The sequence below is a fragment of the Flavivirga spongiicola genome, assembly GCF_030540825.1.
GTDB lineage: Bacteria > Bacteroidota > Bacteroidia > Flavobacteriales > Flavobacteriaceae > Flavivirga > Flavivirga spongiicola.
In genome coordinates this window covers 190,114-214,435 of sequence record NZ_JAUOEO010000002.1, presented here as the reverse complement: position 1 = coordinate 214,435, position 24,322 = coordinate 190,114, and the positions used below count along the sequence as shown (strand labels likewise).

The window sequence follows — 24,322 nt, the reverse complement described above, 5'->3', positions numbered from 1 at the left end:
ACATATGAAAAAGAACATGAAAATATTAAGTTTAGTCTTGCTACTTGTTGTGTCTTCTTGTAGCGATTATTTAGACATAGAACCAACGGGATTGGTGATCCCTAAATCGGTCGAGGAATACCGTGCTTTTTTAACAGCTGCTTATAGCTTTACAACAAATCACAAAGTACTTACGGCATATCGATCGGACGAGTTAAATCTCAGTTCCGCATCTTTAGGAGTTGAACAGTATAAAGATAATTTTATTTGGAATGATGTTGATAGAGACCCCAATGCAAGATCGTTTCCATATGCTGATTTTTACACCACTATTTTTTATGTGAATCATATTATAGATCAGAAAGAGAATATTACTGGAGATTCTGAAGAAGTTCAACAATTACTCGGCGAGGCGTATGCACTTAGAGCTTTACAGTATTTCGAATTATTAAATCTGTATGCCGAGCCTTATAACCAAGTCACGGCTTCTGCCGACCTAGGTGTACCTGTAGTAACCATCTATGAGTTAGACAGAGCCTATTCGCGAGAATCTGTAGAAAAGGTATATACACTTATCCTTGATGATATTGCGAAAAGTAAAACCTTACTTAATCTTGAGGTGCAGCCAACGGGTTTAAATTACCGTTTCTCTAAGCAGGCAGTATCTGCTTTTGCTACAAGAGTGTATTTGTTTCAACAAGAGTGGCAATTGGCTATTAATGAGGCCGATGCTGCTTTAGCAATAAACAATGCATTATTAGATTTAAATATAGATGAAAGCGTATTAGCTTCAGAATACGATACTGTGGAATCTATTTTGGCCTTGGAACCATCTTCTTCTTTCGATTTGTCCTACTATACTTCAATTTCTTCTGCCTTATTAAATACTTATAATCCAACCGAAGATTTGCGTTATGCGCAATATTTTATTAGTGCCAGAGGAGAAATAAGAGCTGTTAAAAATGCCGACGATAAATATAAGTGTTCGTTTCGTACTTCCGAATTGTATTTAAGCAAAGCGGAAAGCTATGCTGCATTAAATCAATTGTCAAATGCTGTCGATGCATTACGTCCATTAATTAAAGCACGCTATACTCCAGTTGCTGCGATAGCCTACGAAAACGAATTATTGGCAATGTCTCAAGAAATATTACTGGAAGAAATACTAAACGAACGCTTTAGAGAATTGGCTATAGAAGGACACCGTTGGAATGATTTACGACGTACCAGCAGAAAGGCGATTACTAAAATTTATGATGGCATACAATATCAATTAGATCAGAATGACGATCGTTATACGATTCCATTTCCAGTGGATGCCACAATTAACAACCCTAATTTAAATTAATGTTAACAAGAATGTCCTATTGTAAGGATGTTAATTAAAATCAAAAAACGAAGTATTATGAAAAAAATCTATTCAATTTTTATAGCTGTTGTATCTCTAACCGCAATAGTTGCATGTTCAAGTGATGATAGTGTAACTTTATCCGCTTTAAATAGTATCGAGTCTTTTACAATCAACTTTGAAGGCATTCCTGACGAAGAGATAATCTATGATCTAGGTAATGATATTATAGTAAGTGTCCCTTTTGGAACCAGCTTAGATGCATTAGTAGCAGCAATTACGGTGAGTGAAGGCGCTACTATAACACCAAGTCCTGCAGAAGCTATAAATTACATTAATGGTGAGGCTGTAACTTTTGTAGTTACCGCAGAAGATGGAACATCAACTAAAACCTATACTGTTACTATTAATTTGCGAGGAGAAGTAGGTAGTGGTAGCCGAATAAAATCACTAACTTATAATGATAGTACAGCTCCGTCACCCGATAATAGAGTTGTAGAATACACCTATAACGACGCTAATTTTATCGTAGAAAGTGTCGATATAGAAGATTCCTATGGAACTATTATTTATGAAAAAATTAGCTATACGTATAACGATTTAAACCAAGTAATAGAGCAAAGCATCGATAACGACCAAGATGTAGATGGCGACGATGAAAGAGTTGTATTCACTTATGAGGATGGCATAATAGTGTCTTCAGAAACTTTTACAAAAGAAGATGATTTCGCCGTAGCGATAAGCAGTACTACATACCAATACAACGATCTAGGTAGAATTGAAGCAAAAACTACTTCTGTGCCAGGCGAAGCCGATAATGTTGTAACCAATACTTACGATGCCAACGGGAATATGCTAAAAAATGATACAGGCATAGAATATAGTACAACCATAGCAACAGCTTTCGACGATAAAAACAATCCTTTTGCTCATGTTTATCCTGCTGCTTTTGGTAAGATTATACAAACAGTAGAAAGAGGAGGTCCTAATAATCCTTCTACATACGAATCTCCAGCATACGATGACAATAAAAAAAGCTACACATATAATACAGACAACTATCCACTAACCATAGATTATTCTTATTTTGGATTCATTTTTGTAACTCAAACTATAGTATATAACTAATTTTTTATTGTATAAATTATAGAAAAACCCTCTCTTTAGAGGGTTTTTCTATAAGCTTAATTAAGATGCAGAATAGGATGTATTTATTAGCCATTGGTATTTGCGTTGTTATTATTTCTTGGTCTATTGTAAAGTCTAAAGCTCAAGTAGAAATGCCCGAAAAACTAACCAACCAAGAAACATTAATGAATTTGTATACTAAAAAGATATTGCCTCTTTTTTCAGAATATGATAGCATTAAATTTCCTTCGCATTATGTTATCGATAAAAATGATAATACTATAAATGCAGGAGCGGCTTCTGGTTATATAGAAGTTAGTCAAGGTTTAGTAGACGCACCTATTGATACAATACGTATCTTTGTTATGGCCCACGAACTTGCTCATATGGCTACACTTGCTCAGGCTTCTTTGTTTAATTTAGGTAATGAAATCCCTAATGGAAAGCTAACTAATATTTATAAAAAAGCTGAATTGTTAGCAGATTTAATTGCATTCTATAAAATTACTGTACATCTCCCCAAAATGGCGCGTCTAATGAAGCAAGATTTTAATGTTCTTAAAATCCTGTTCGGAAATGAAACCTTTACACATCCATCTGGCAAACGTAGAATAGAACAGCTCCTAATTTTTGCAGAAAAAACAAAAACAATGTCTAATGTCGATGCTTTTAAGGTATCCTTTACTGATATTTGGGAAATGGAATAATACCAAATAAAGAATTTCTTAAAACCAACTATCCCCAGGGCAGAGCCACAGCGGTATTTCACTGGTTTCATACCCAATTAATTTGCCCACAAGGTTTTGACCTCAAGGTCAAAAATCGAAATTCTGTATTTTACCTCACCCAGAATTGCCAAAAAAAGGCAATTCTGACCTCTCCAAAGGAGAGATTAATAGGAAACCCTGCCTTTGCCGGCAGGCAGGCCCGACACCAAGGGTCGGAGGATTTTTAGATTAAATTTCAAAATGACTGGTAAATCTATAACAGGACTAAGAGTAAGTTATAAATCTATTTTAGGATTAATGCAAAATACGTAAACTTTTTTAGGACGAGACAATGACTCGGTACTCCACTAGGAAACCCTAACGGTGTCTGGGATCCTGTTTCTATTTTTCATATCAATCTCCTTATTCCATAAACTTTAAAACTCCAAATGAAGAAGGGATGTGAAAGTTTAGTTTCTTAGGTTTTACCCAGCTAATCCAATCGACAGAAGGCTTCTTACCTGCTCTGGAACTATAGTTGCCTCGATACAATCCTGCATAGAGTACATTTCCATCAAAAAGATCCAATTCTTTTAAGGAAGTCATACTAATTCTGCCTTCAACAATATATCCATTATCCGTAAAAGTAGATTTTAATTCAAGTTGACCTTCTGGCCAATCCCATGCGCTGTCAACACCATAACTTTTGTTAAAGTCTGCCTTTGAATCAAAAACTCTTGCTTTAGCATCCATTTCTAAAGAATAGTAGTCTTTACTAGTGTCTTCATTTCTGATAAAAATCTCGATGCGATCAGAACCTACGGCCTGATTTTCTTCTCCAATACTTGGTTTGTCTACCAAAACAATATCATTGTCTATGACATTATAAAGAAAATAGAAAAAATTATCATCATATAACCCTTTGAAGGACGTTTTGGGCATTTCATTATCGCTCCAATAATTTCTAAACGTCGTCAATTCAATAGCCTTGTCCCAAGTAGACTCTTTTGATAACCCATCAATATGTATCTTTCTACTTGTCTTTAAAACATTATATTCATATTGACTAAACGCAACAAGCGTGAAAAGAGAAAAAATAAGAGCCAATACATGTTTCATAAGGTATTCTATTTAATGGTATTTTTCATCCTCAATAAAATTATATAATAATAAATTATCATCGAAACAGTCAGACTTTTTGTCCCTTTGACATTACTTAAAAAACCTCAGCCATTATAGTTATAATATCTGAGGTTTTTTAATCTACAGCTTAAGAACCTCTAAATTAGTTGCGTTCTTAATTTAATAATTTTTTGCTTTCCTATTCATCCAAAAGTTCAAGAGTCACCAAATAAACACAATGATCGGAGGCATAAGTATCAGCAATAACTTTCTTATCCAGTACTTTCCACCTATTTTTCGGATAAAACATTACATAATCTAACTTAGTTCGGGGGTTGTCAGATGGTATAGTAGGCTCTGGGTTTTCCCTGTCATAAGTAGTTTGCCACATTTCTTCAAGTGTGTTGATAGGACCGCTTCCTGGAGTTGCATTAAGGTCACCTGCTAAAATAGTTGGGTACTTATTTTTTGAAAACACTTCATTGATCCTTTTAGCTTGTATTTCTCTTCCTGCATTACCTTCATGGGCAAAATGTGTACCCACAAAAGCAATAGTGTCTTTTGTTTCTGGTATTTCTGTAATTATTTCTAGTGCTGCTCTAGGTTCTTCACCTTCAATATATGGTAAAGGTACATTTCTAGTGCTTATAAAACTGTACTTTGATAACACGCCTTCTCCATACTCTCCTCCATCATAATACATCGCTCTGGCAAAAATAGGTGCCATTTTAGTTCGGTATCCTAGTTCGGTTGCCAAATCATACTTTTTAGATCTGTTAACTTTATAATCCACCTCTTGCATAGCTACAAAATCTGGATCTGTATCTTTTATAACCTTTGCTACTGCTTCTAAATTATAATCGAGTTTTGTAGTTCTTCCTCCATAAATATTATATGATAGCACTTTTACTATTGTTTTCTTTTTATTTTGAGCCTGTACTGGAGCAATGATTGCTATCAATAATAAAGCTATTGATATCTTTAGTTTTATTTGTTTCATACTTTTTTTAAAATTAAATAGTGCTTATTTTGAGTTTTAATAATTCAACTTGAACTTAGATACAATTAAAAAATGATCTGAAGGAAAACCGTTAGGCCATGTTGAAATAACCTCAGTAGAAGTGTTTTCTATGCCTTTTCCTTTATAATACAACTGATCTATTCTTACGCCTCCTTGGTGTGAATATCCAGGGTATTTTTCAACATCTGGATACAAACTTCTATATGCATCTGTAAATCCGTTTTCTAACATTTTTTTAGAAGCTGGGCTTCTTCCTCCATCGGTATGTGGCACTGCATTAAAATCTCCCCCAAAAAGTACTGGAATACTGTCTGATTTACTAAACTTAGACTCATGGAAGTCATAAACTTTAGGAAAATTGTTCATACCATACCAATTGGACATCGCCCAAATGTCCTGAGTTTCACTTATGGCTAGTTTTACTGCGACATTATTAAACTCGGTAGCTTCAGATACTTGCAATTCCTTAATGGGATAGCGGCTTAATACAGAGATATTGGCACCTTGATAGCAATAATCCCAATCGGATGTTGTCGCAAAATAATATCCCAATTCTGCAGCAATAAAATCACCATTAGAATAGGTTTCCTGCATTAAAACCACGTCTAAATTTTTCTCTTTAATCATTTCAACGATTCGCATTCTTGAATCCCAACCGTCTTTTTCCAAAGACCAATGAATTCCTCCATGCCATATATTCCATACCCCTACAGTATAGTCTTTTAAATTTTTGGTTAATTTAAAAGAAACACTTTCTTTATATTCATTATAACTATGTAATACGTCTTCAGAACTTATTGTTCTTTCCCAAACGGATAGTTGGTCCATAGTAAAATCTGAAGGGTATAATTTTTCACTCATGGTAAAAGATTTCCCATCAGCCTCATTAATATGTACTTTTCCGTCTTGCAAGCCATAAATTTTACTTACAGGCTTAAGAACTGTTAATTTCATATTCTGAAAAACAGTATAGGGATTTGGTCCTAATGTTTTTCTAACTTCAATGACTTTCGAAAGCGTTTCTTTGTCAAATTTTTTTCTTCCCTTATAGCTTTCTAATTTACTCTTAAATAATTGATTGGGATTTGTAATGAGGGCTAAGAATTCATCATCTTTTACATTTTCTATGCCTAGAGCATTAAATTCATCGACCAGGCGTTGCAAATTTTCTTGTCCGCTTATAATATCGGGGGCATAATTATTCTCATAATCAAAGTTGTTTTCTGTTGCCCCAATGACTAAAGGTTGCTGATTCAAAAAATCAAAATTTACTTTATAAATAGCTTTATTATGCCCATCGTAGTATAAACGAAATTCTGAACGTTCTTTATTGTATGTGATGGTTAATTGGTGCCAATCTCCATCATTAACAGGCATGCTGTTTCCATTATCTCTTTCGTAATTTATTCTTCGGTTACCAGATCCTATAGCCCATGCGAATGTACCTCCAGAGCTATATAAAGCCCACCCAGCATTCTTTTGAGTTAAAATACTTTTGTCTTTAAAATCTTTTTGCGAAAGAAATACTGTAGGTTTTTCAGATGTTGTTTTCACCCAACATTGAACAGAAAAGTCTTTGGTACCATCAAGGGACAAACTATCCAAACTTAAATTATGATACCTCTTATCCGGCTTAAATGCTAAGGCTTGTCCATCAATTCCGTCTACAAACGAAAACCCATTGCCGCTAAACTGGAGGTCTCCGCTTTTTACATCTTTATCAAAGTCAAATGCTGTAAGTGATTTGTCTTTTTCTTTAGCAAGCTCACAAGATATAAGAAGACTTGCAATCATAATCGTAGTAAAAAAGAATAATGTTTTTTTCATGTTATATTAGTATTTTAATTAAACTTAAATTTGCTGGTAAGTCCTAAATGATCGGATGGGTATCCGAGTGTGTTTTTGCCTTTAAAATTTTCAATAATTTTTCCTGCTTCAATCAATTTCAACTTTACGCCTTTGTAATAAATAAAGTCTATTTTATCTTCATTTCTTGGGGCCGAATAGCAAGGGTATTTTTTAGCGTCTGGATATAGCTCTCTATAGGAATCTTTAAAACCAGCATTTGTCATAAGTTTACTATGTCCTGATTTTCCAATACCGTCATCAAGATGTGATACCGAATTGAAATCTCCTGCCCAAACTATAGGAATATCATCTGCATTATTTACTAGCTTAGCCCAACCTTTTAAAGCACCGTCCAAATCTTCTGGTTTTCTTCCATTATACCAGTTAGAAAATGCTATCACTTTATTTTTCTTAGAAAGTCTAATTTTTGCGCCACCGTTATTAAATGCATAATTCTTTCCATAATTAGAGCGCTCCTCTATCATATAAACATCTTCTATAGGATAACGACTCATCACCGAAATATTTGCGCCCCAAACAGCTCCAATTGTACTTGATGCTTCGTAATAGTAGTAGCCTAAACTGCTGGATATTATCGAACCAGATCCGTAAGTTTCCTGCATCATTACAATATCGGCTCCTGATTTTTTTATCATTTCTATAATACGTTCCACACCATCAAACCCATCTCTATCTTTTAAAAAATGTGAACCACCATGCCAGATGTTCCAGTTAAGCACGGTTAAAACATCATTCTCCATTTCAGGTTCTTCTTGAATTTTGGCATGTTTTTTAAATGCTTTTTGAATTTGTTTTTGTGACAGAGTCGTTGTCGATACTTCAAGTTGATCTACGACTCCTTGAAAGGGTTTATAACTAGATTCACTTTCATCTTTCCCAATCATTAAAGTTTTATTACTTGCAAAATCTCTATTGCTCAGGTCTCCTATGCTTAAAATGGCTCTATTTATACCATCGTAAAATAAACGTACTTCTTTGCGACTAGCGTTATAGGTAAAAACAATTTGATGCCATATATTATCTGTAATTGGTTGATCTTTAGCTATAGGTTCGTAGTTATAATAGGCACTTCCATTTCCAATATTCCAACCCCAAGCTCCATTACTACTATAAAGCGTAAAACCAGGATTGATCCTTCTTTTCTTATAGATGCCCATATCTTTTTTCCTAAAGTCTGCATTCGATAGAATAATAGTAGTGTCTGTTGTAACTTTCGCAGATTTCACCCATACAGATATTGAAAAGTCTTTACTATTAGAAAACCAATCTGTTCCAAAATCTTTCAGTTTAGGAAGGTTAGTAGACTTTTCTATATCTAATCCTTTGCCTTTTATCCCCATACCATATACAAGATTGGCATTAGATTCTCTTAGATTAGGTGAGTCTTTGCTGTCAAAATCTAAAAACAATAATTGCCCCTCTTTTTTCTGAGCTTGAAGATTACCAAATGAAAAAGCAACAAGCATTATTACAATTCCAAGATTAGTAATAGTGAATTGTTTCATATTTTAATTAATTTATAATTTTGTTAAAGTTATTTTCTTTACTTATCCACAATGTTTATTAGAAAAACATCTACGTAATTTCTATTTAAGTTTTAAAACAGACACTAATGGTCTATGATCTGAGGCCACTTTTTCATCTAAAACTTTAGAAGACACAACCGACCATTGATCGTTATTAGAGCAAAAAATATAGTCTATTTGTCCTGTAGGCACATTTACAGGGTGGGTTTTTTTACCAACAGTTGTATTATTTAACTTAGCGTTTAATTTTGATATGACTTTACTTTCTGGAACAGCGTTAAAATCTCCCGCTAAGATTAGAGGTAATTGATTATAATCTTTTAATATTTTTCCAATAGGTTCTATAGAGGCTAAACGCCCTTCTTTTTCTGTTGCTAAGTGTGTAGAAATTAAAACTATTTCTTTTTTATCGTCAAGCTCCATAGTTACAGCAAGCGCCGATCTGGGTTCATTTCCTGGTAAGGGATAGGTTTTTTGTTCTTTTATAGGAAACTTTGTTAAAATACCATTACCATATTTGCCTCCTTGTAAATCTATTGATTTACCAAAAGCAAAATTCATGTTAGTTAATTTAGCCAAAACTTCCATTTGGTGAACCTTTCCAGTTCTTTCGGTATTTATATCTACTTCTTGTAATGTAACAACATCTGGAGAAGCAGAGTTAATTACTTTGGCTATTCTATCTAAATCTAAAACATTATCCATTCCTTCTCCATGGTGAATATTATAATTAAATACTGTGATAGGTTTTGTTTCTGTTGAAGCACAACTAGTTATAATTAAAAGTATGATGATGCTATTTAGGCGGAAAATAGACCATTTAGATTTTGTTTTAAGAATCATATTTTTGAATTTTGAATTTATTTTTTTATTGAAAGTGTAGTAATTAAAGCTGGATGATCACTAGGCCAGACTCCCTTATAATCAAAAAACATATCTGAACTTAAAGTTTTTAACTTTTTACTTTTATAATAAATATAGTCTATGCGATAAGAAAGTTTTTCTGCTGTCATGGAAGGTGAAGCATAGTCTAGATTTGGATGCGCTTCTCTAAAAGAATCTTTAAATCCTGCATCCAACATTTCTTTACTAACAGGCCATTCTACAATCAAGCCGTTGTGCCAATCTTTTTTTGTTGCTATCCAATCTAAATGAGAAGGGGAATTAAAATCTCCACCTATAATTAAAGGAATATCATTTGCTACTTCTATTTGTGGTTTAAGTTTATCTAAAATGATTTTTATCTCTCTATGACGATTTTTCTTTTCTCCTGCTATAAGTTTTTCTGGAGTAGCATTTGCTGATCCTGTATCTCTACCTGGTAAATAATGAAGCCAAATACTTGCTAGATTTATTTTTTGTTCTTCGCTTAATTGTATCGTAGCTATTCCTGTCCATAATTGATGGTATTCTACCCAACTTTTTTCAATAGGGTACTTACTCAATATAGAAATATTTGCACTAGATAAATAAAAATAATATCCAAGTGCATCTGCAATTAATGGTCCAGAACCATAAGTTTCTTGCATCATAACAATATCTGTATTGGTTTCTTTTATGAGGTCTATAACTTGCTGTGGACCAATTATTTTACCTCTTCTTCTACCTCCATGCCATATATTCCATGACATAAGATTTAATTTTTCAACACGCTTTTCAGGTGCTCTTGGAATTGCTGCCATTGGCACCAATGCTTCATAGTTTTGAGCTATATCTTCTGCACTTAAAACACGGTTGTAAATATGGAAATTGTCTATTGCTCCATTAAAGGAAAGTTCCGGGTCTTTACCTAAAGCATCTGTAGCAATACTTACTGGTAGCCCAGAATCTAAATCTTTCACTGGCCCCATGTAATATATACCTACATTTAAACCATCAAAATATAAACGGGTTTCATTAGCTTCACGATTAACTGTAAATACCAAATGATGCCATTCTCCATCATTTATTTTTTGTCTCGGAGCCGTTGGTCTATAGTCTTTTCTGTAGATTTCTACCCGCTGTTGTTTGCCATCATATTCGCCATTTCCAATATTCCAAGCCCAACTACCATCTGGTTGACATATAATGGCCCAGCCTTTATTAAGGCCGCTTATGCGACTCCATCCTGCATAACGATTATCTGTATAGTCTTTTATTTCTCCGGAATTCCAATCTTTATTTGAAGCGATAACCTGGAATTTATCATTTTTTGCCTTAGTCTGAACCCATAGTTCTATGGAAAAATCCCGATCCTTCCATAAGGCTGATAAGGTTTCTGTATTTTTAATATGTATGTAGTTATCCTCATTCCCACTTCCACTAAAATATTTAGCTTTCCCGTCTATACCTTCTACGATTGAATCTTTACCATAAAAAGTAAAGTTTTCATTGGATACTAAAGTGGTATCCATAGCTATTGAAATCAATGGTTGCGAATCGTTTTTGCTTTGTGCTCGAGCACAATTCGAAAAAAGACAAACAAAAATTATACTGGTAACTACTAGTTTTTTCATTAAAATTATTATTTACTTATTTGGAAATACGAAAGGGCAACCTCCAAATATAACAATGAAAAAACTACATTTTGAAATTTTTAACTATTTGTTAACTAATTTAACTATGTATCAAATAAGATAAATTCACTATTTATCCCCTTTTGAGAAAATCATTTTCAATTAAAAAGAAGTCAATACCTAATGCATGTTTGCCTTTAGTAGTTCTGGGTTTTGAGTCGCTATCTTTGTACTCAAATCTATAATGAAAGCATTATCTAAAAATTGGCAAACATCTAAATCTAAAATATCTGGAATTACATATCTTAAATTTCAATTTTATAATCTAACTCAACTTCATCACCCATTTTTCCTCTAAAACCCCAATTGTAAGCTGGACTCTCAACTATGCAAATTTCTATATCTGTGAAAGAAATATTCAACTGCCCATTAATTTCTTTAAAAAGCATTTTGATAAGTTTTTTTTTAGTTTGTACAGATCTTCCTGTAATCATTATAATTTCTATAATTATATAGTTATCTGTACGTCCTTCAGGGTAAAAAAAATCATCTTTTCCAAGGTTGATAAACCTATGCGCCTTTTTATTTCTAGGATACTTTAACGATTCTACTATACATTGATGTATTACCTCTGATAGCTTTATTTTTATTGGCTGCAGAGTTAATCCTAAACCGTAAATTTTAATTTGAGACATTATTTAAAAGTGTTTCTGGTTTACTTAATGGGTTTCTTGGCAATCCTGAAACAAGAATTATAAGGGTAATAAAATATTTAAATTTCATGAAGCCATTTTAGGCTATTAAATTAATAACACTTTTTGTCAAGTTTTAGTGTTTTTAATCTATCTAATGCAAATTCTTCGGTTATTAACCCTAAAGTTAATTCATAAAATTCGCGTCCATAATCTACAGATTCGGTAGTCATATAAATATAATAAGTCTTGCCCGCTTCTAATTTAATGTTTAAGTTAAGTGCTTTCTTTCTTGGCTTTTTTCCACCACTTTGAGCATAAATAGTATATTCTCCAACTTCAAGACTGTGCATTGAAAATCTTTTATTATTTAATTTACATACCTTTTCCGTATTAAAAAATATATGAGTTGCTCGCAAAGCACCTTGAAGTCCTGTATCTCTTATTAGATATACTATAGGTTTTTCTCCTATGCTTATAATTTCATCTTGAGAAAGCATAACATTCGTAATAGTAAGGGATAATATTAGAATTATATTTTTCATTTTTATTTAATTATTTTTTTCAATCTTTTTATATTTTTTAAATACTCTTTTGACTCTTCAGATTCAATTTTTTTAATTAGTTATTAGTGCTGCAGTTTTGGAGAGTCTATATTTCTTACTCCCATAAATAAAAGCCATAAGCAAAGTGAAAATTCTCCAATATCTGCTGGCAACGTAATATTGTTTATAAGTATGGATTCATGGTCAGGAAAAAGAAAATAATCAAAGAAGCTTACTAAATCCCCAATGCAACCCAACATTAAAAACACACCAATTATTTTGGGAACCAAGCCGGATTTAAAAATCAAATACCCCAAAGGAAAAAGATACATTCCAAAAAATATCTGATTTACATAATACCCTTTGGTATGAATGTTTTGAAAAAACATTGATAAAACTTGCAATTGTTCAGGTATAAATGCCTCTGAATAGCCCCTATTTATCAATAGTTCTAATACAGAAAATTGATAAAGTGCATTTTGACAGAACATAGCAACAGATATGACTACACAAAGTAATAATAACAGTGAAATATTCTTATTAACGGGTTTAAATATGCGATATAAAATATAGGCATAGAAAAAGAACACTGTAGACATCACCAAATCACTCACAAAGCCCAATCGAAAAAGCCCTTGGTTTTCGATTATGTTTTGAGTAGTTGCAATTGGATCATTGTTTACATATAGGTTTTGACGCACAAAAAATTCAGCAAATATGCCTGTCAGTATTAAAATAAGTAATAAAAAGCCTGCTAATCTTCCTGTGTTTTTGTAGGCATGCATTTCGCTTGTTTAAATGATTGATGATTAAACAAATATCAATGCATACCATTAATCCTACAATTTTAATATGCAAATCAAGTAAAGACGTCTGCATACGGTCACTTTTAATCTGCAAAATATTTATTGTGCCCTTAAGTTTTACTACTGATTTTTTGAAAGAAATATTCCTTATAGGTTTCCGAAATTGGGATGAGTTGATCTGATATTTTTATTCTACTACGCTCAATAGAATCTATTTTATTTAGGGCCACCATATACGATTTATGAACTCTACATACTATTGATGAAGGGATGATTTGTTCCAATTCCTTAAAATTTTGCAAGGTCATAATCTTTTTGTCTACGGTATGAATTCTGCGATAATCTCGCATTCCTTCAATATAAACAATATTGGTAAGTGTAATTTTTTCCAATCGGTTTTCAGTTTTCACAAAAATAAAATTATTTGTTGTGCCTAAATTATTTTTGCTTAAATTCTCCTGTGCTTTGTTTACAGCTTGCAAAAAGCGATTGAATGTAAATGGTTTTAGAAGATAATCAGTAATATTAAGTTCATACCCCTTTAAGGCATATTCTTGATAGGCAGTAGTAACTATGACTTGACTTGTTATTTTAGAATTTTCAAGTAGCTCAATACCTGACAATTCATCCATATTAATATCTAAAAAAAGTATATCAATATTATTAGCTTTTAAATAAGCCAACCCATTTAATGCATTATCGAATGTGGCGCATAAATTAAGAAAGGGTATTTTAGTAACAAAGTCTTTTGTTCTCTCTAATGCTAAAGGTTCATCTTCAATAATAATACAGCTATATTTTTCCATTGTTTATCGTTAATTGTACACTATAAGTGCTATTTTGGTTGATAACCTCTAGTGTATGTTTCTCCGGGTAAATCAGATTCAGGCGTTTTTTAATCAACTCATTACCTAAACCATTACTTTCTTGTTTTAATTTTCTATTAGAATCTAATTTATTGACACAATTCAATTTTATGAATTCATCATTGATCGTTATCATAATCGTTATAGCATTGTTTAGTTTTTTATTGGTAGTATGCTTAAAGGCATTTTCAATAAAAGGAATAAAAACCATTGGAGCTATTGTTTTACCATTAAATGAACCTGTTATTTTAAAATTTATATAATTAGAATTAGCTGTTCTTATTTTTTGTAGCTCTATGTATTTTTTAATGTATTCAATCTCCTTGGACAATGGAATTTTTTCTGTTTTAGTTTCAAAAAGCATAAACCGTATGATATCAGACAGTTTATTTAAATAGTTTGAAGCTTCGTTAGCATTCTTTATTATAAGAACATCAATATTATTGATGGTATTAAATAAAAAATGAGGATCTAATTGAGATTTAACCAGGGCCATTTCCATTTCATGATTCTTTTGTTGCAATGCTTCTTTTTGTTTAATATCATTAAACCAGGTTATGCTACCTTTTAATATTAAAGCTATAATTCCAAAAACTAAGGTAATAACAAAAATAGAAAATAGGCCTTCAAAAAAATCTTCTCGCCAATAGTACAACGAATTATCTCCATCAATTATTGATATAAAAATTGTTCCTATTAAAGCTATAATAAGAGAAGATACAATACTATAAATAATTGTTTTATATCTATTTTTATACTTAAGATAGTTAGGAAAAACAAAAAGGTAGAATATATAAAATGAAATAAACGAAGGTAATAATGCAAATCCAAAAAGATACTTGAAGAAAAGGTTGATTCGTGCTTCTTCGTATGTATTATTTTTAAATAAAAGCCCAAGCATAATCATAATCATAAAAAGATAACACGTCCAAAACCCTATATGTAACAAGACAATAATTGATTTTTTCATGGCTTCAAAACTTAGCTTTCAAGTTAAAGCAAGAATCGCTTATTTTAGAGAATTTAAATAATGTATTCTGCATACTCAATATATTTGTCTGCAAGATATGATATGGTATGCATTACACAACATATAATGTATAAGATGTAAGCCATAGATAGATCTCTTTTGGAAATTATAGTCTGAGGCTGTATACTTGATCTAAAGCTAGTACATTTTTAGTGAAGAAACATTGCCCACCTTTTTAATGGTTCTAGGTGATTTTATTTGGCACCAAATAATATGTATAAAAACAAAAAAACACTGATAATCATACGATTAACAGTGTTTTATTTTGACCTATTACTAGGTTCGTCGGGGTGGCAGACTTAACCACTACCCTGTATCACACTGTTATTCAGCTATTTATATTGTTTTCTTTAAATATGTACACCTATTTGTACACTAAAACTATAAAAAGAACTTTGAAGACATAATTTGATCTTCTTTGATGTTATAAAGGTACAAATTATATGAGTATTAATGAAAATAACATTATGCACTGGTTTTATGATTTTGATATATCAAAAAACTTACTTTTTCATTACTCTCTGATATTTATTTTTAGATAAACAGTCTTAAATTTATGTCAGGGAAAAAGTGACAACATCTAGTGACTTTTAACATAAATTTTAAGATTTCATCATCTCCTATTTTAATAATTCCAAATAATAGTAATCATTCTTGAATTTTTAATATCTTCTAGGGTATAACTTTCTTTGTCTGGCCAATTATAATTTATCAATAACACTTTATACGAGATATTTGGACCTTCTTTATAAAAGATAGATGCGAAAATACTCGGTCATTATTTTTATGCCTGTGTGTTTAGTCATAATATTTTGATAAGTACCCCCTATTTAATTTCATATTTAACAGTCAAATTAGAACCCCTTTAATTTATACTTTAGATAATCTTTGATTATTAATGTCGGGTGTTTCAAGATCTATAGTATAATCTGGACCGTCTTGTGAACCAACTTCTTTAGACATCTTTGTATTTGAAAAAAGATTCTTTTAATTTTGATTCATCTAGTAACATTCCTTTTTCTAATTTTAATTTACCTAAAGTATTTTCTTTTAATAGAAGGGCGTCTCAATTTCCTAATTAAATTATAAAATTTAAATCAAAAAAATAATATACCGTTTCGTATTTTTGTTTTTTTTTAAACTAAAATGATAGCTAAAAAACATAATGCATTCAATTCGTTATCAGTAGTTTTTGCGATTGCTTTTTTCTTCGCAAGTCTTTCCTACACTCCAATTTTTGCTCAAGAATCGGTTTTAAAAAAAAAAGCAAAAATAACTAAAGATACCGATAAAGTCATTTGTGATTGCAATCGTATAATTACAAAAACTGAAAGAGAATTACTTGAGTATGAAGATTCCATTCAAATTTTTAGGGCAATAAATAGGTTTAAAGAATCACCATTTCAAAGTTGCAAAGTTGAAGGGCTAATATTAGAATTCAGATATTATTGCTCCGAAAAGAAATTAGATAAGGCTCTTACTCTTATAAAAGAACAAGAACAAATACTAAAAAATACAAATTGCAAAGACTATTTTACATATAATCTTTATTTAAATAAAACCCTTTATTATCGTGCTTCGGAAAATCTGGAAAAACTATCAGAGTTTGCTTTTAAGGCATTAAAAGAATCTGAGTTCTTAAAAGACTCCGAAAAAGAAATTGAGATCATAAAAGAAGTTGTGTACTTGTTTACCAGAATGCAGGAAAGCGATAAGAATTGGGATTATATTAAACGAGTAGAAACCCTGATAGACGAGAAGGCACACCCTATTGAACTAACAAAACATTTTAGGTGGCTAGGATACGAGTATGAGGCTACTTATACTAGAACCGGGCGCAAAACCTTGATTGACTCTGGTCTTGTGTATATAAAGAGAGCGAAAGAAAGTGCACTAAAATATAAGATTGATTATGAATTAGCATTAATCTATAGAGCCTTGGAAGCTTTTTCATACCACAAAAAAAACCCAAGAGTAGCTTTAAAGCATATAGATTCTGCAATTTATTACGGAAAAAGGATTAAAGGGGTTAAAAATTTAAGTGGGATGTACAATTCCAAAGCATGGGACCATCTGGATTTAAAACAATACGAAGAAGCTGTCAAGTGGATGGATACGGCTTTATATCACGATAACAAAACCTTGAGAGGAGGTGGTACAGCTGCAAATATGATGCTGCACCATGATGCTGCAGATTTGTTTGAAAGTGCGGGAAATATAGAAAAAGCCTATAATAGCTTTAGAATTCATAGTAAAATGAAGGACAGCATTCTAAATAGGGATAAAATCAAAATGGTTAATGAGCTCGAAACCAAATACAAGACCGAGTTAAAAGATGCAGAGATTGAGAACTTAAACCAACAGCAACAAATAGATGCTTTAGAAATCAAAAATAAACGCTCCCAGATTTATTGGCTAATAGTATTGGTTGCATTGATTTCATTAATCGGTATTATCATTTTCTTTATATACCAACAAAGAAGCCTAAAAAACAAAATGAGACTTATTACAACCGAGCAACGTTTAAACCGTGCCCGTATCAACCCTCATTTTTTCTTTAACGCTATGGCTTCCTTGCAAAGTTTTGCTAATAAAGAAAACAGCCCAAAGACTTCCGCTTTTCTTTCCCGTTTTGCAAAAATAATGCGTCAATCACTAGAAAGTACTTATACCGAATTGGTAACTATTGAAAAAGAAATTGAATTTGTCATACAATACCTTGAAACGCAAAAATTGCTATTTCCAGATAAGTTTGATTATAAAATTGAATATGAAGACACCTTGGAGATAAACGAGCTTAAAATGCCTGGTATGCTTATGCAACCTTTTCTGGAGAACTCTATTGAACATGGCTTTAAAAATATTGATTACAAGGGAAAGATGGTTGTCAATTTAAAAGAGTCCCCAAATGAAATTTGTATTACGATAAGAGATAATGGGATGAATTTGAATGAAAATACACCTACCAAGAAACACACATCAAGAGCAATTCAAATAGTACGAGACCGCTTAGTATTATTCAATCAGCAACAAAAATACAATGCACGTTTCGAGATATTGAACCTAAAAGAAATGAAGGGTTTTGAAATTGTAATTTATTTACCAAAACTCTATTAAGGTATGAAGGTCCTCATCGTTGATAATGTAATACACATCAGAAATGGAATTTCTGAAATGATACAGGTGCATTGCCCCTTTGTTTCAGAATTATACGAAGCGGAAGGGGTACAATCAGCACTGATAAAAATTCGAGAAACCAATCCAGACGTGGTGTTGTTGGATGTAGAACTGGATGACGGCACCGGAATGGATGTTCTGGTGTCACTCGATGAAATTCCGTTTCATGTCATTTTTATCACTGCATTTGATAAGTATGCCATAAACGCCTTTAAATTTAGTGCAATCGATTTTTTATTGAAACCCATAGCTTTAGAAGATTTATTGGACGCTTTTAATAAAGTAAAAAACCAAATAAAAAAACAACAATTAGAAATGCAGTTAACCATTATGCAGGAGAACCTGAAAAACGTAATGGTGAAAGAAAAAAAGATAGCTCTTAAAGACCATGAGTCCATTTATTTTGTAACGATAAACGATATTATAAACTGCCAATCTTGTGGGCAATACACAGAGTTCACAATAGATGGTCATAAAAACATTGTAATATCAAAACCTTTGCGAGAATACGAAGAATTATTAACGCCCTATGGTTTTATACGCCCCCACCACTCCCATTTGATAAATATGCGAAAAATACTCCGTTTTGATAGGGCTGATGGAGGTAGTCTCATTATGGAAAATCAAGACCAAATACCAGTATCACAGAGAAAACGCACCAAGATATTACAATTTTTAAATAGCCTTTAGTTTATTTTCTTAAAACTAAAAATCACTTAAAAAGAATACCACATCACTTAACAAACTAATACTATGATTTAGCAACCTGCTGATTTTTTAGAAGAACCTTTCTTCATCTTTGATTTAAAATTAAACCAATTCAATTATGAAAAAACTACTTCCAATAGTCTTACTACTTCTATGTGTAAAAGCATATTCGCAAACCATTAATATCCCCGACGCGAATTTTAAAGCCGCTTTGATTGCTCTAGGAATTGACACTAGCTTAGATGGTGAAATACAAGTAAATGAAGCGCTAGTACCTACTAATCTTTCTCTAGATAATCTTGGGATATCCAATTTAACAGGAATCGAGTTTTTTACATCTTTAACAGATTTAAGTTTACGCCAGAACAATATTGGCGCTCTAGACTTTTCTTCAAACACTTCTTTGGCTACACTAGATTGCTATTCAAATCCCTTAACCTCTTTGAATCTTTCAGCTAATACAGCTCTAACATTTTTGATAGTAAACACAAATGGCACTTTAACTTCTTTAGATTTAAGCTCAAATACAGCTTTGACAGGATTAATTTGCAGTAATAATAACATGACTTCATTAGATTTGACTTCAAATACTTCTCTAGTTAGTGTTAGTGTGATAGGAATGAGCAATCTTACTTCATTGTCCTTACCTAACACAAATAGTATAACTACGGTTAACTTAACAGCCCTTGGGCTGACTAGTTTGGATTTATCATCTTATACAGGACTCATTACAGCTCGTTGTGGTAACAATTCTAATTTAATAGAATTAAATATCAAAAATGGAAATATTGCAACTTTATCAACATTTAACGCCTTCAATAACCCAAGTCTTTCATGTATTTCTGTAGATGATGTAACTATTGCCGCTTCAAAAACAGGTTGGCAAAAGGATGCAGCAACTGCTTATGCTTTAGACTGTCCAATCGTTTATATTCCAGATGCTAATTTTAAGGCTGCATTAATTGCAAGAGGCGTTGATACTAATTTAGATAGTGAAATACAGGTAAGCGAAGCCCTAATACCTACAGACTTTAATTTGGCCAATTTGGGTATCTCAGATTTAACAGGAATCGAGTATTTCACGTCATTAACTAGCTTAAGGTTAAACTTCAACAATTTAAGTACCGTGGACTTGTCGTCAAATATAGCCTTGAATTTTCTATATCTTAATAATAATTCTCTTACCTCATTAGATCTCAGCTCTAATACAACACTTAGGAGGCTTTACTGTGTTAATAATACAGGTCTTTCTTCTCTTATTCTTCCATCTACAGCTCCAAATCTTGAAATAATTGCTGTTCAAAATAGCAATTTATCAAGCATAAATGTATCACCATATACGTCATTAATAAGTCTTAATGTAAAAGAAAATAATTTTACAAACATAGATGTGTCATCAAACACATCATTAGTTCAATTAGATTGTTCTGATAATAATATAACTAGTCTAAATATTTCGACAAATACGGCATTGGCCAATTTAACAAGTAATAACAATAACCTGACAAGTTTGGACACTTCTACAAATTCTGCATTAAGCCAATTAAGCTGTGTCAACAACCCAATTACAAGTCTAGATTTATCATCTAGTACAGTTTTGGGTACATTGGGTATCCCTGCAAGCCTTACAGATTTAAATATTAAAAATGCAAATATTACAAATTTATACCTAGACACTACTGTAGCTTCGGGACTCACCTGTATTTATGTAGATGATATTACCGTTGCCCAAAACAATGTTAACATGGTTAAAAGATCGAATCAAGTTTATATTGTATCCGGACCATGTGGCCCTACAGTTTCAATTCTTAATGCTCCAACAACAGTAAATACCCTCACTCCCTTTAATGTTACTTTTCTATTTGATAGAGATGTAACGGGCTTTGATGTTAATGATATTGTACTCACTAATGCTACTGCAAGCAACTTTTCTGCAGCTAGCGGTCCAAATGAGTATACCGCTTTAATAACACCAACTTCTTTATGTAATACTGATATTACTATCAATGTACCTGCAAATGCCGCAACCGATGTCAACTCTCCTAATTTACCCAATTCGGCGGCATCACAGGTAACCATAACCACCACAGATGGTATAAACCCTATTGCGCTAACAAATAGTACTACTGTTGCTTTAGATGCCAACGGTCAAGTCACTATAACTGGTACAGATATAGATAATGGGTCTAGCGATAATTGTGGTATTGCTTCTATGACACCATCAATAACAACTTTCGATTGTACCAATTTAGGCAACAATACTGTTACACTAACGGTTACCGATACTAATAATAATGTAGCTACCAATACAGCTGTGGTAACCGTAGAAGATAATACGCTTCCTATAGCTTCTACTCAAAACATTACAATACAACTCAACACCAATGGGCAAGCAACTATAGTGGGTACAGATATTGATAACGGTTCTACCGATAATTGTGCGATAGTTAGTAGAACGGTTAACCCATCAAGCTTTAATTGTACCAACCTCGGTGCCAATACCGTTACATTAACTGTTACAGACCCTAGTGGAAATACAGACACAGAAACCGCCGTGGTAACCATAGAAGATAATGTTCCCCTAACGGCTGTTTGCCAAAATATTACGATACAACTAGATGCTAATGGGCAAGCTACGATTACACCTTCTGAAATAGATGGAGGGTCAGGTAGTGGTTGTGGTACATTTACTTCAACCATATCAAAAAGTACATTTAGTTGTGCTGATATTGGGGCTAACAATGTAACGCTTACCGTTGATGATGGTACCAATACTGCAAGTTGTACAGCTGTGGTTACTGTAGAAGACACGCTTGTTCCAACAGTTATAACGCAAAATATTACCGTGCCCTTAGATGCTTTTGCACAGGCAAGTATTGTCGCATCTGATATAGATAATGGTAGTACGGATAATTGTGGTATTGCTTCAATGTCTGTAAATATTTCAAGTTTCGATTGTAGTACAACGGGAGACAATACGGTAATCTTATCGGTTACGGATAATGAAGGTAATGTAGGCACTGGAACCGCCATAGTAACCGTTACAGAAACTATTTCACCGGTAGCTAGTGCAAATGATATTACCCTACAATTAGATGCCAGTGGACAAGTAACGGTGACTACTTTAGATGTAGATAATGGTTCGTCGGATAATTGTGCCATAACTGGAGCCTCTTTAAGCAAAAGCACCTTTACATGTGCAGACCTCGGTGTTAACGAAGTGGTGTTTACCGTAAACGATGCCAGCGGAAATACAGACACTACAACCATTGCTGTAACCGTAGAAGATGTTATTGCTCCAACAGCGGTTGCTCAGAATATTACCGTACAATTGGACGCTAATGGACAAGCCACTATTACAGGAAATGATATTGATAATGGAAGTTCCGATAATTGTACTGTTAACCTCACCGTAGCTCCCAATAGTTTCACCTGTTCTGATATTGGGCAGAATGTTGTTGTACTAACTGTAACAGATGGTTCAGGAAATAGCGATAATGTTAATGCTACCGTAACTATAGAAGATACGGTTACACCAAATGTGATTACCCAAAATATAACAATAGCATTGGATGCCAATGAGCAAGCTACCGTACAAGCTTCGGATATCGACAATGGAAGTACTGATAGCTGTGGTATCTCAACTACAATTTTAGACAAAACAGATTTTACCTGTAGTGATTTAGGAGCAAATACGGTAACATTGACTGTAACAGATTCCAACGGGAACTCCCAAATAGGTACAGCAACTGTAACTGTAGAAGATACAACCGTACCAATAGTGGTTACCCAAGATATTACCGTACAGCTAGATGCCGATGGACAGGCAACGATTTCTGCCCAAGATATAGACAACGGTTCTTCCGATTCTTGCAGTGGCATTGATAGTATATCTTTAGATATCACTTCATTTAATTGTCCAGCTCTAGGTGATGTAACTGTAACACTTACCGTAACCGATAATTCTGGAAATTCTGCTACAGAAACAGCAACAGTTACCATTGAATCCATAGATGAAAACAACAACAATGTATCTGACAATTGTGAGTCTTTGGAGGTTATTGTACCAGGTGGTTTCTCCCCTAATGGCGATTCAATTAAGGATATCTGGATTATAGAAAATATTGAGGACTTCCCAAACAATAATGTTCAAGTATTTAATAGATGGGGAGAGCTGGTATTTGAAGCCAATAATTATCAGAATAATTGGAATGGTGTGTCTAACAAAGCTGGTAACGGTAACAAAAAACTGCCTGTTGGTGCATATCTGTATATCATAAATTTAAATGAGGCAGAATTTAGCCCTAAAAAAGGGTGGATATACATCAATTATTAACCACTCCCATAATCAAATCATTAAAAATCAAATCAATTACTTGAGAGGGGTTTGCAAAAACCTCTCTCATAAAAAATATAAAAATGAAAAAAACCAAATTATATTGTTTTATCGTAATCTCGATATTTTACATTCAGTCCCATGCACAGCAAGACGTAACCTTTACGCTGTATAATTACAACATGAACATTATCAATCCTGCTTATGCTGGAGTTGGTGAAAAAACAGAATTCACATCAAATTTTAGAAGTCAGTGGATTGGTTTAGAAGATGCACCCGAAACCCAAAGTTTTTCATTGAGTATTCCAATGAATGAAAAAGTTGGGTTGGGTGCTTCTATTACCAATAGCAGCGTATATGTACTGAATGAAACTGACGTTTATATTGATTTTTCATACAAGCTGCAATTAACAGAAACCGTAGACCTTTTTCTGGGACTCAAAGGAGGAGGCTCTTTTATTGGTATAGACCTAACCAAAACAGGAGTTGAGAACGACCCGCTTTTTACCGAAAATGTAAGTGTATTTAATCCAAATATTGGAGTAGGCGCCTATTTAAGAGGAAAAAGCTTTTTTGTAAATGTTTCTGCGCCTGCCATTCTAAAGACAGAAAGATACGAAAAGGAAGCGGGTATTGTAACAGAGGCTACAGATGAACTTCATTTGTTTGCTGGAGCTGGATACCACCTTCCATTAAGTAGAGATGTGACTTTTACGCCTTCTGTTTTAACAAGAGTAGTAAGTGGAGTTCCTTTTTCTATGGATGTTAGTGGAACATTCGACTTATACAACCTGATAGAAATTGGTATTAGTCATAGATTAAAAGAATCTATAAGTGGCTTGGCATTTTTTAAAATGGCAGATTGGGTTAGAATCGGTTACGCCTATGACAGTTCAATAACAGACGTGAGAAACTATGGTGACGGAAGTCATGAAGTGATATTAAAATTTCGTTTTTAATAAAAAAT

General features: G+C 32.9%; 18 protein-coding genes. 7 read left to right on the top strand and 11 right to left on the bottom strand.

What is annotated here, in order from left to right; genetic code table 11:
- The first annotated feature begins 4 nt into the window (after nucleotides 1-4).
- From Q4Q47_RS20935 to Q4Q47_RS20925, 3 genes are all read left to right on the top strand, one after another.
- On the top strand, nucleotides 5-1,327 hold the full coding sequence (locus Q4Q47_RS20935) for a RagB/SusD family nutrient uptake outer membrane protein (RefSeq protein WP_303308681.1): 1,323 nt from the start codon (nucleotides 5-7) through the stop codon (nucleotides 1,325-1,327).
- A gap of 57 nt (nucleotides 1,328-1,384) precedes the next feature.
- The gene (locus Q4Q47_RS20930) at nucleotides 1,385-2,455 is read left to right on the top strand and encodes a DUF5018 domain-containing protein (protein ID WP_303308680.1); all 1,071 of its coding nucleotides are present in this window, start codon (nucleotides 1,385-1,387) and stop codon (nucleotides 2,453-2,455) included.
- A 65-nt stretch (nucleotides 2,456-2,520) separates the two neighbouring features.
- Nucleotides 2,521-3,162, top strand: a complete 642-nt coding sequence (locus tag Q4Q47_RS20925) for a M48 family metalloprotease (protein WP_303308679.1) — start codon at nucleotides 2,521-2,523, stop codon at nucleotides 3,160-3,162.
- A gap of 423 nt (nucleotides 3,163-3,585) precedes the next feature.
- Here the strand turns inward: Q4Q47_RS20925 and Q4Q47_RS20920 are convergent, their stop codons facing one another.
- The 11 genes from Q4Q47_RS20920 to Q4Q47_RS20870 form a co-directional block, all read right to left on the bottom strand.
- Nucleotides 3,586-4,281 carry a carbohydrate-binding family 9-like protein gene (locus tag Q4Q47_RS20920; protein ID WP_303308678.1) on the bottom strand — a complete coding sequence of 232 codons (696 nt, stop codon included), beginning with the start codon at nucleotides 4,279-4,281 and terminating at the stop codon, nucleotides 3,586-3,588.
- 202 nt (nucleotides 4,282-4,483) lie between these two features.
- Nucleotides 4,484-5,284 carry an endonuclease/exonuclease/phosphatase family protein gene (locus tag Q4Q47_RS20915; RefSeq protein WP_303308677.1) on the bottom strand — a complete coding sequence of 267 codons (801 nt, stop codon included), beginning with the start codon at nucleotides 5,282-5,284 and terminating at the stop codon, nucleotides 4,484-4,486.
- A 36-nt stretch (nucleotides 5,285-5,320) separates the two neighbouring features.
- Entirely contained in the window at nucleotides 5,321-7,132 is a 1,812-nt protein-coding gene (locus Q4Q47_RS20910; RefSeq protein WP_303308676.1) for an endonuclease/exonuclease/phosphatase family protein, read from the bottom strand.
- 14 nt (nucleotides 7,133-7,146) lie between these two features.
- Entirely contained in the window at nucleotides 7,147-8,679 is a 1,533-nt protein-coding gene (locus Q4Q47_RS20905; RefSeq protein WP_303308675.1) for a LamG-like jellyroll fold domain-containing protein, read from the bottom strand.
- Nucleotides 8,680-8,760: 81 nt separating this feature from the next.
- Entirely contained in the window at nucleotides 8,761-9,543 is a 783-nt protein-coding gene (locus tag Q4Q47_RS20900) for an endonuclease/exonuclease/phosphatase family protein (protein ID WP_303308674.1), read from the bottom strand.
- A gap of 17 nt (nucleotides 9,544-9,560) precedes the next feature.
- Nucleotides 9,561-11,195, bottom strand: a complete 1,635-nt coding sequence (locus Q4Q47_RS20895) for a LamG-like jellyroll fold domain-containing protein (RefSeq protein WP_303308673.1) — start codon at nucleotides 11,193-11,195, stop codon at nucleotides 9,561-9,563.
- A gap of 305 nt (nucleotides 11,196-11,500) precedes the next feature.
- A complete protein-coding gene (locus Q4Q47_RS20890; RefSeq protein WP_303308672.1) occupies nucleotides 11,501-11,890 on the bottom strand; it encodes a tautomerase family protein in 390 nt (129 codons plus the stop codon).
- A 110-nt stretch (nucleotides 11,891-12,000) separates the two neighbouring features.
- Nucleotides 12,001-12,432 (bottom strand): DUF2846 domain-containing protein, encoded by a 432-nt coding sequence (locus tag Q4Q47_RS20885; RefSeq protein WP_303308671.1) that lies wholly within the window; start codon nucleotides 12,430-12,432, stop codon nucleotides 12,001-12,003.
- A gap of 83 nt (nucleotides 12,433-12,515) precedes the next feature.
- On the bottom strand, nucleotides 12,516-13,217 hold the full coding sequence (locus Q4Q47_RS20880) for a DUF4386 domain-containing protein (RefSeq protein ID WP_303308670.1): 702 nt from the start codon (nucleotides 13,215-13,217) through the stop codon (nucleotides 12,516-12,518).
- Nucleotides 13,218-13,348: 131 nt separating this feature from the next.
- Nucleotides 13,349-14,044: a LytR/AlgR family response regulator transcription factor gene (locus Q4Q47_RS20875; RefSeq protein ID WP_303308669.1), complete on the bottom strand. Its 696-nt coding sequence runs from the start codon at nucleotides 14,042-14,044 to the stop codon at nucleotides 13,349-13,351.
- A complete protein-coding gene (locus Q4Q47_RS20870) occupies nucleotides 14,031-15,074 on the bottom strand; it encodes a sensor histidine kinase (protein ID WP_303308668.1) in 1,044 nt (347 codons plus the stop codon). Before Q4Q47_RS20870 ends, Q4Q47_RS20875 begins: the two co-directional genes overlap by 14 nt.
- A gap of 1,206 nt (nucleotides 15,075-16,280) precedes the next feature.
- Here Q4Q47_RS20870 and Q4Q47_RS20865 point away from each other — a divergent pair.
- The 4 genes from Q4Q47_RS20865 to Q4Q47_RS20850 all read left to right on the top strand — a co-directional run bounded on the left by Q4Q47_RS20865 (nucleotide 16,281) and on the right by Q4Q47_RS20850 (nucleotide 24,314).
- Nucleotides 16,281-18,251: a sensor histidine kinase gene (locus Q4Q47_RS20865; protein WP_303308667.1), complete on the top strand. Its 1,971-nt coding sequence runs from the start codon at nucleotides 16,281-16,283 to the stop codon at nucleotides 18,249-18,251.
- A gap of 3 nt (nucleotides 18,252-18,254) precedes the next feature.
- Nucleotides 18,255-19,001, top strand: a complete 747-nt coding sequence (locus tag Q4Q47_RS20860; protein WP_303308666.1) for a LytR/AlgR family response regulator transcription factor — start codon at nucleotides 18,255-18,257, stop codon at nucleotides 18,999-19,001.
- A gap of 136 nt (nucleotides 19,002-19,137) precedes the next feature.
- Nucleotides 19,138-23,355, top strand: a complete 4,218-nt coding sequence (locus Q4Q47_RS20855) for a T9SS type B sorting domain-containing protein (RefSeq protein ID WP_303308665.1) — start codon at nucleotides 19,138-19,140, stop codon at nucleotides 23,353-23,355.
- A gap of 83 nt (nucleotides 23,356-23,438) precedes the next feature.
- Nucleotides 23,439-24,314, top strand: coding sequence for a PorP/SprF family type IX secretion system membrane protein (locus Q4Q47_RS20850; RefSeq protein ID WP_303308664.1), 876 nt, complete (start codon nucleotides 23,439-23,441; stop codon nucleotides 24,312-24,314).
- Nucleotides 24,315-24,322 lie beyond the last annotated feature (8 nt).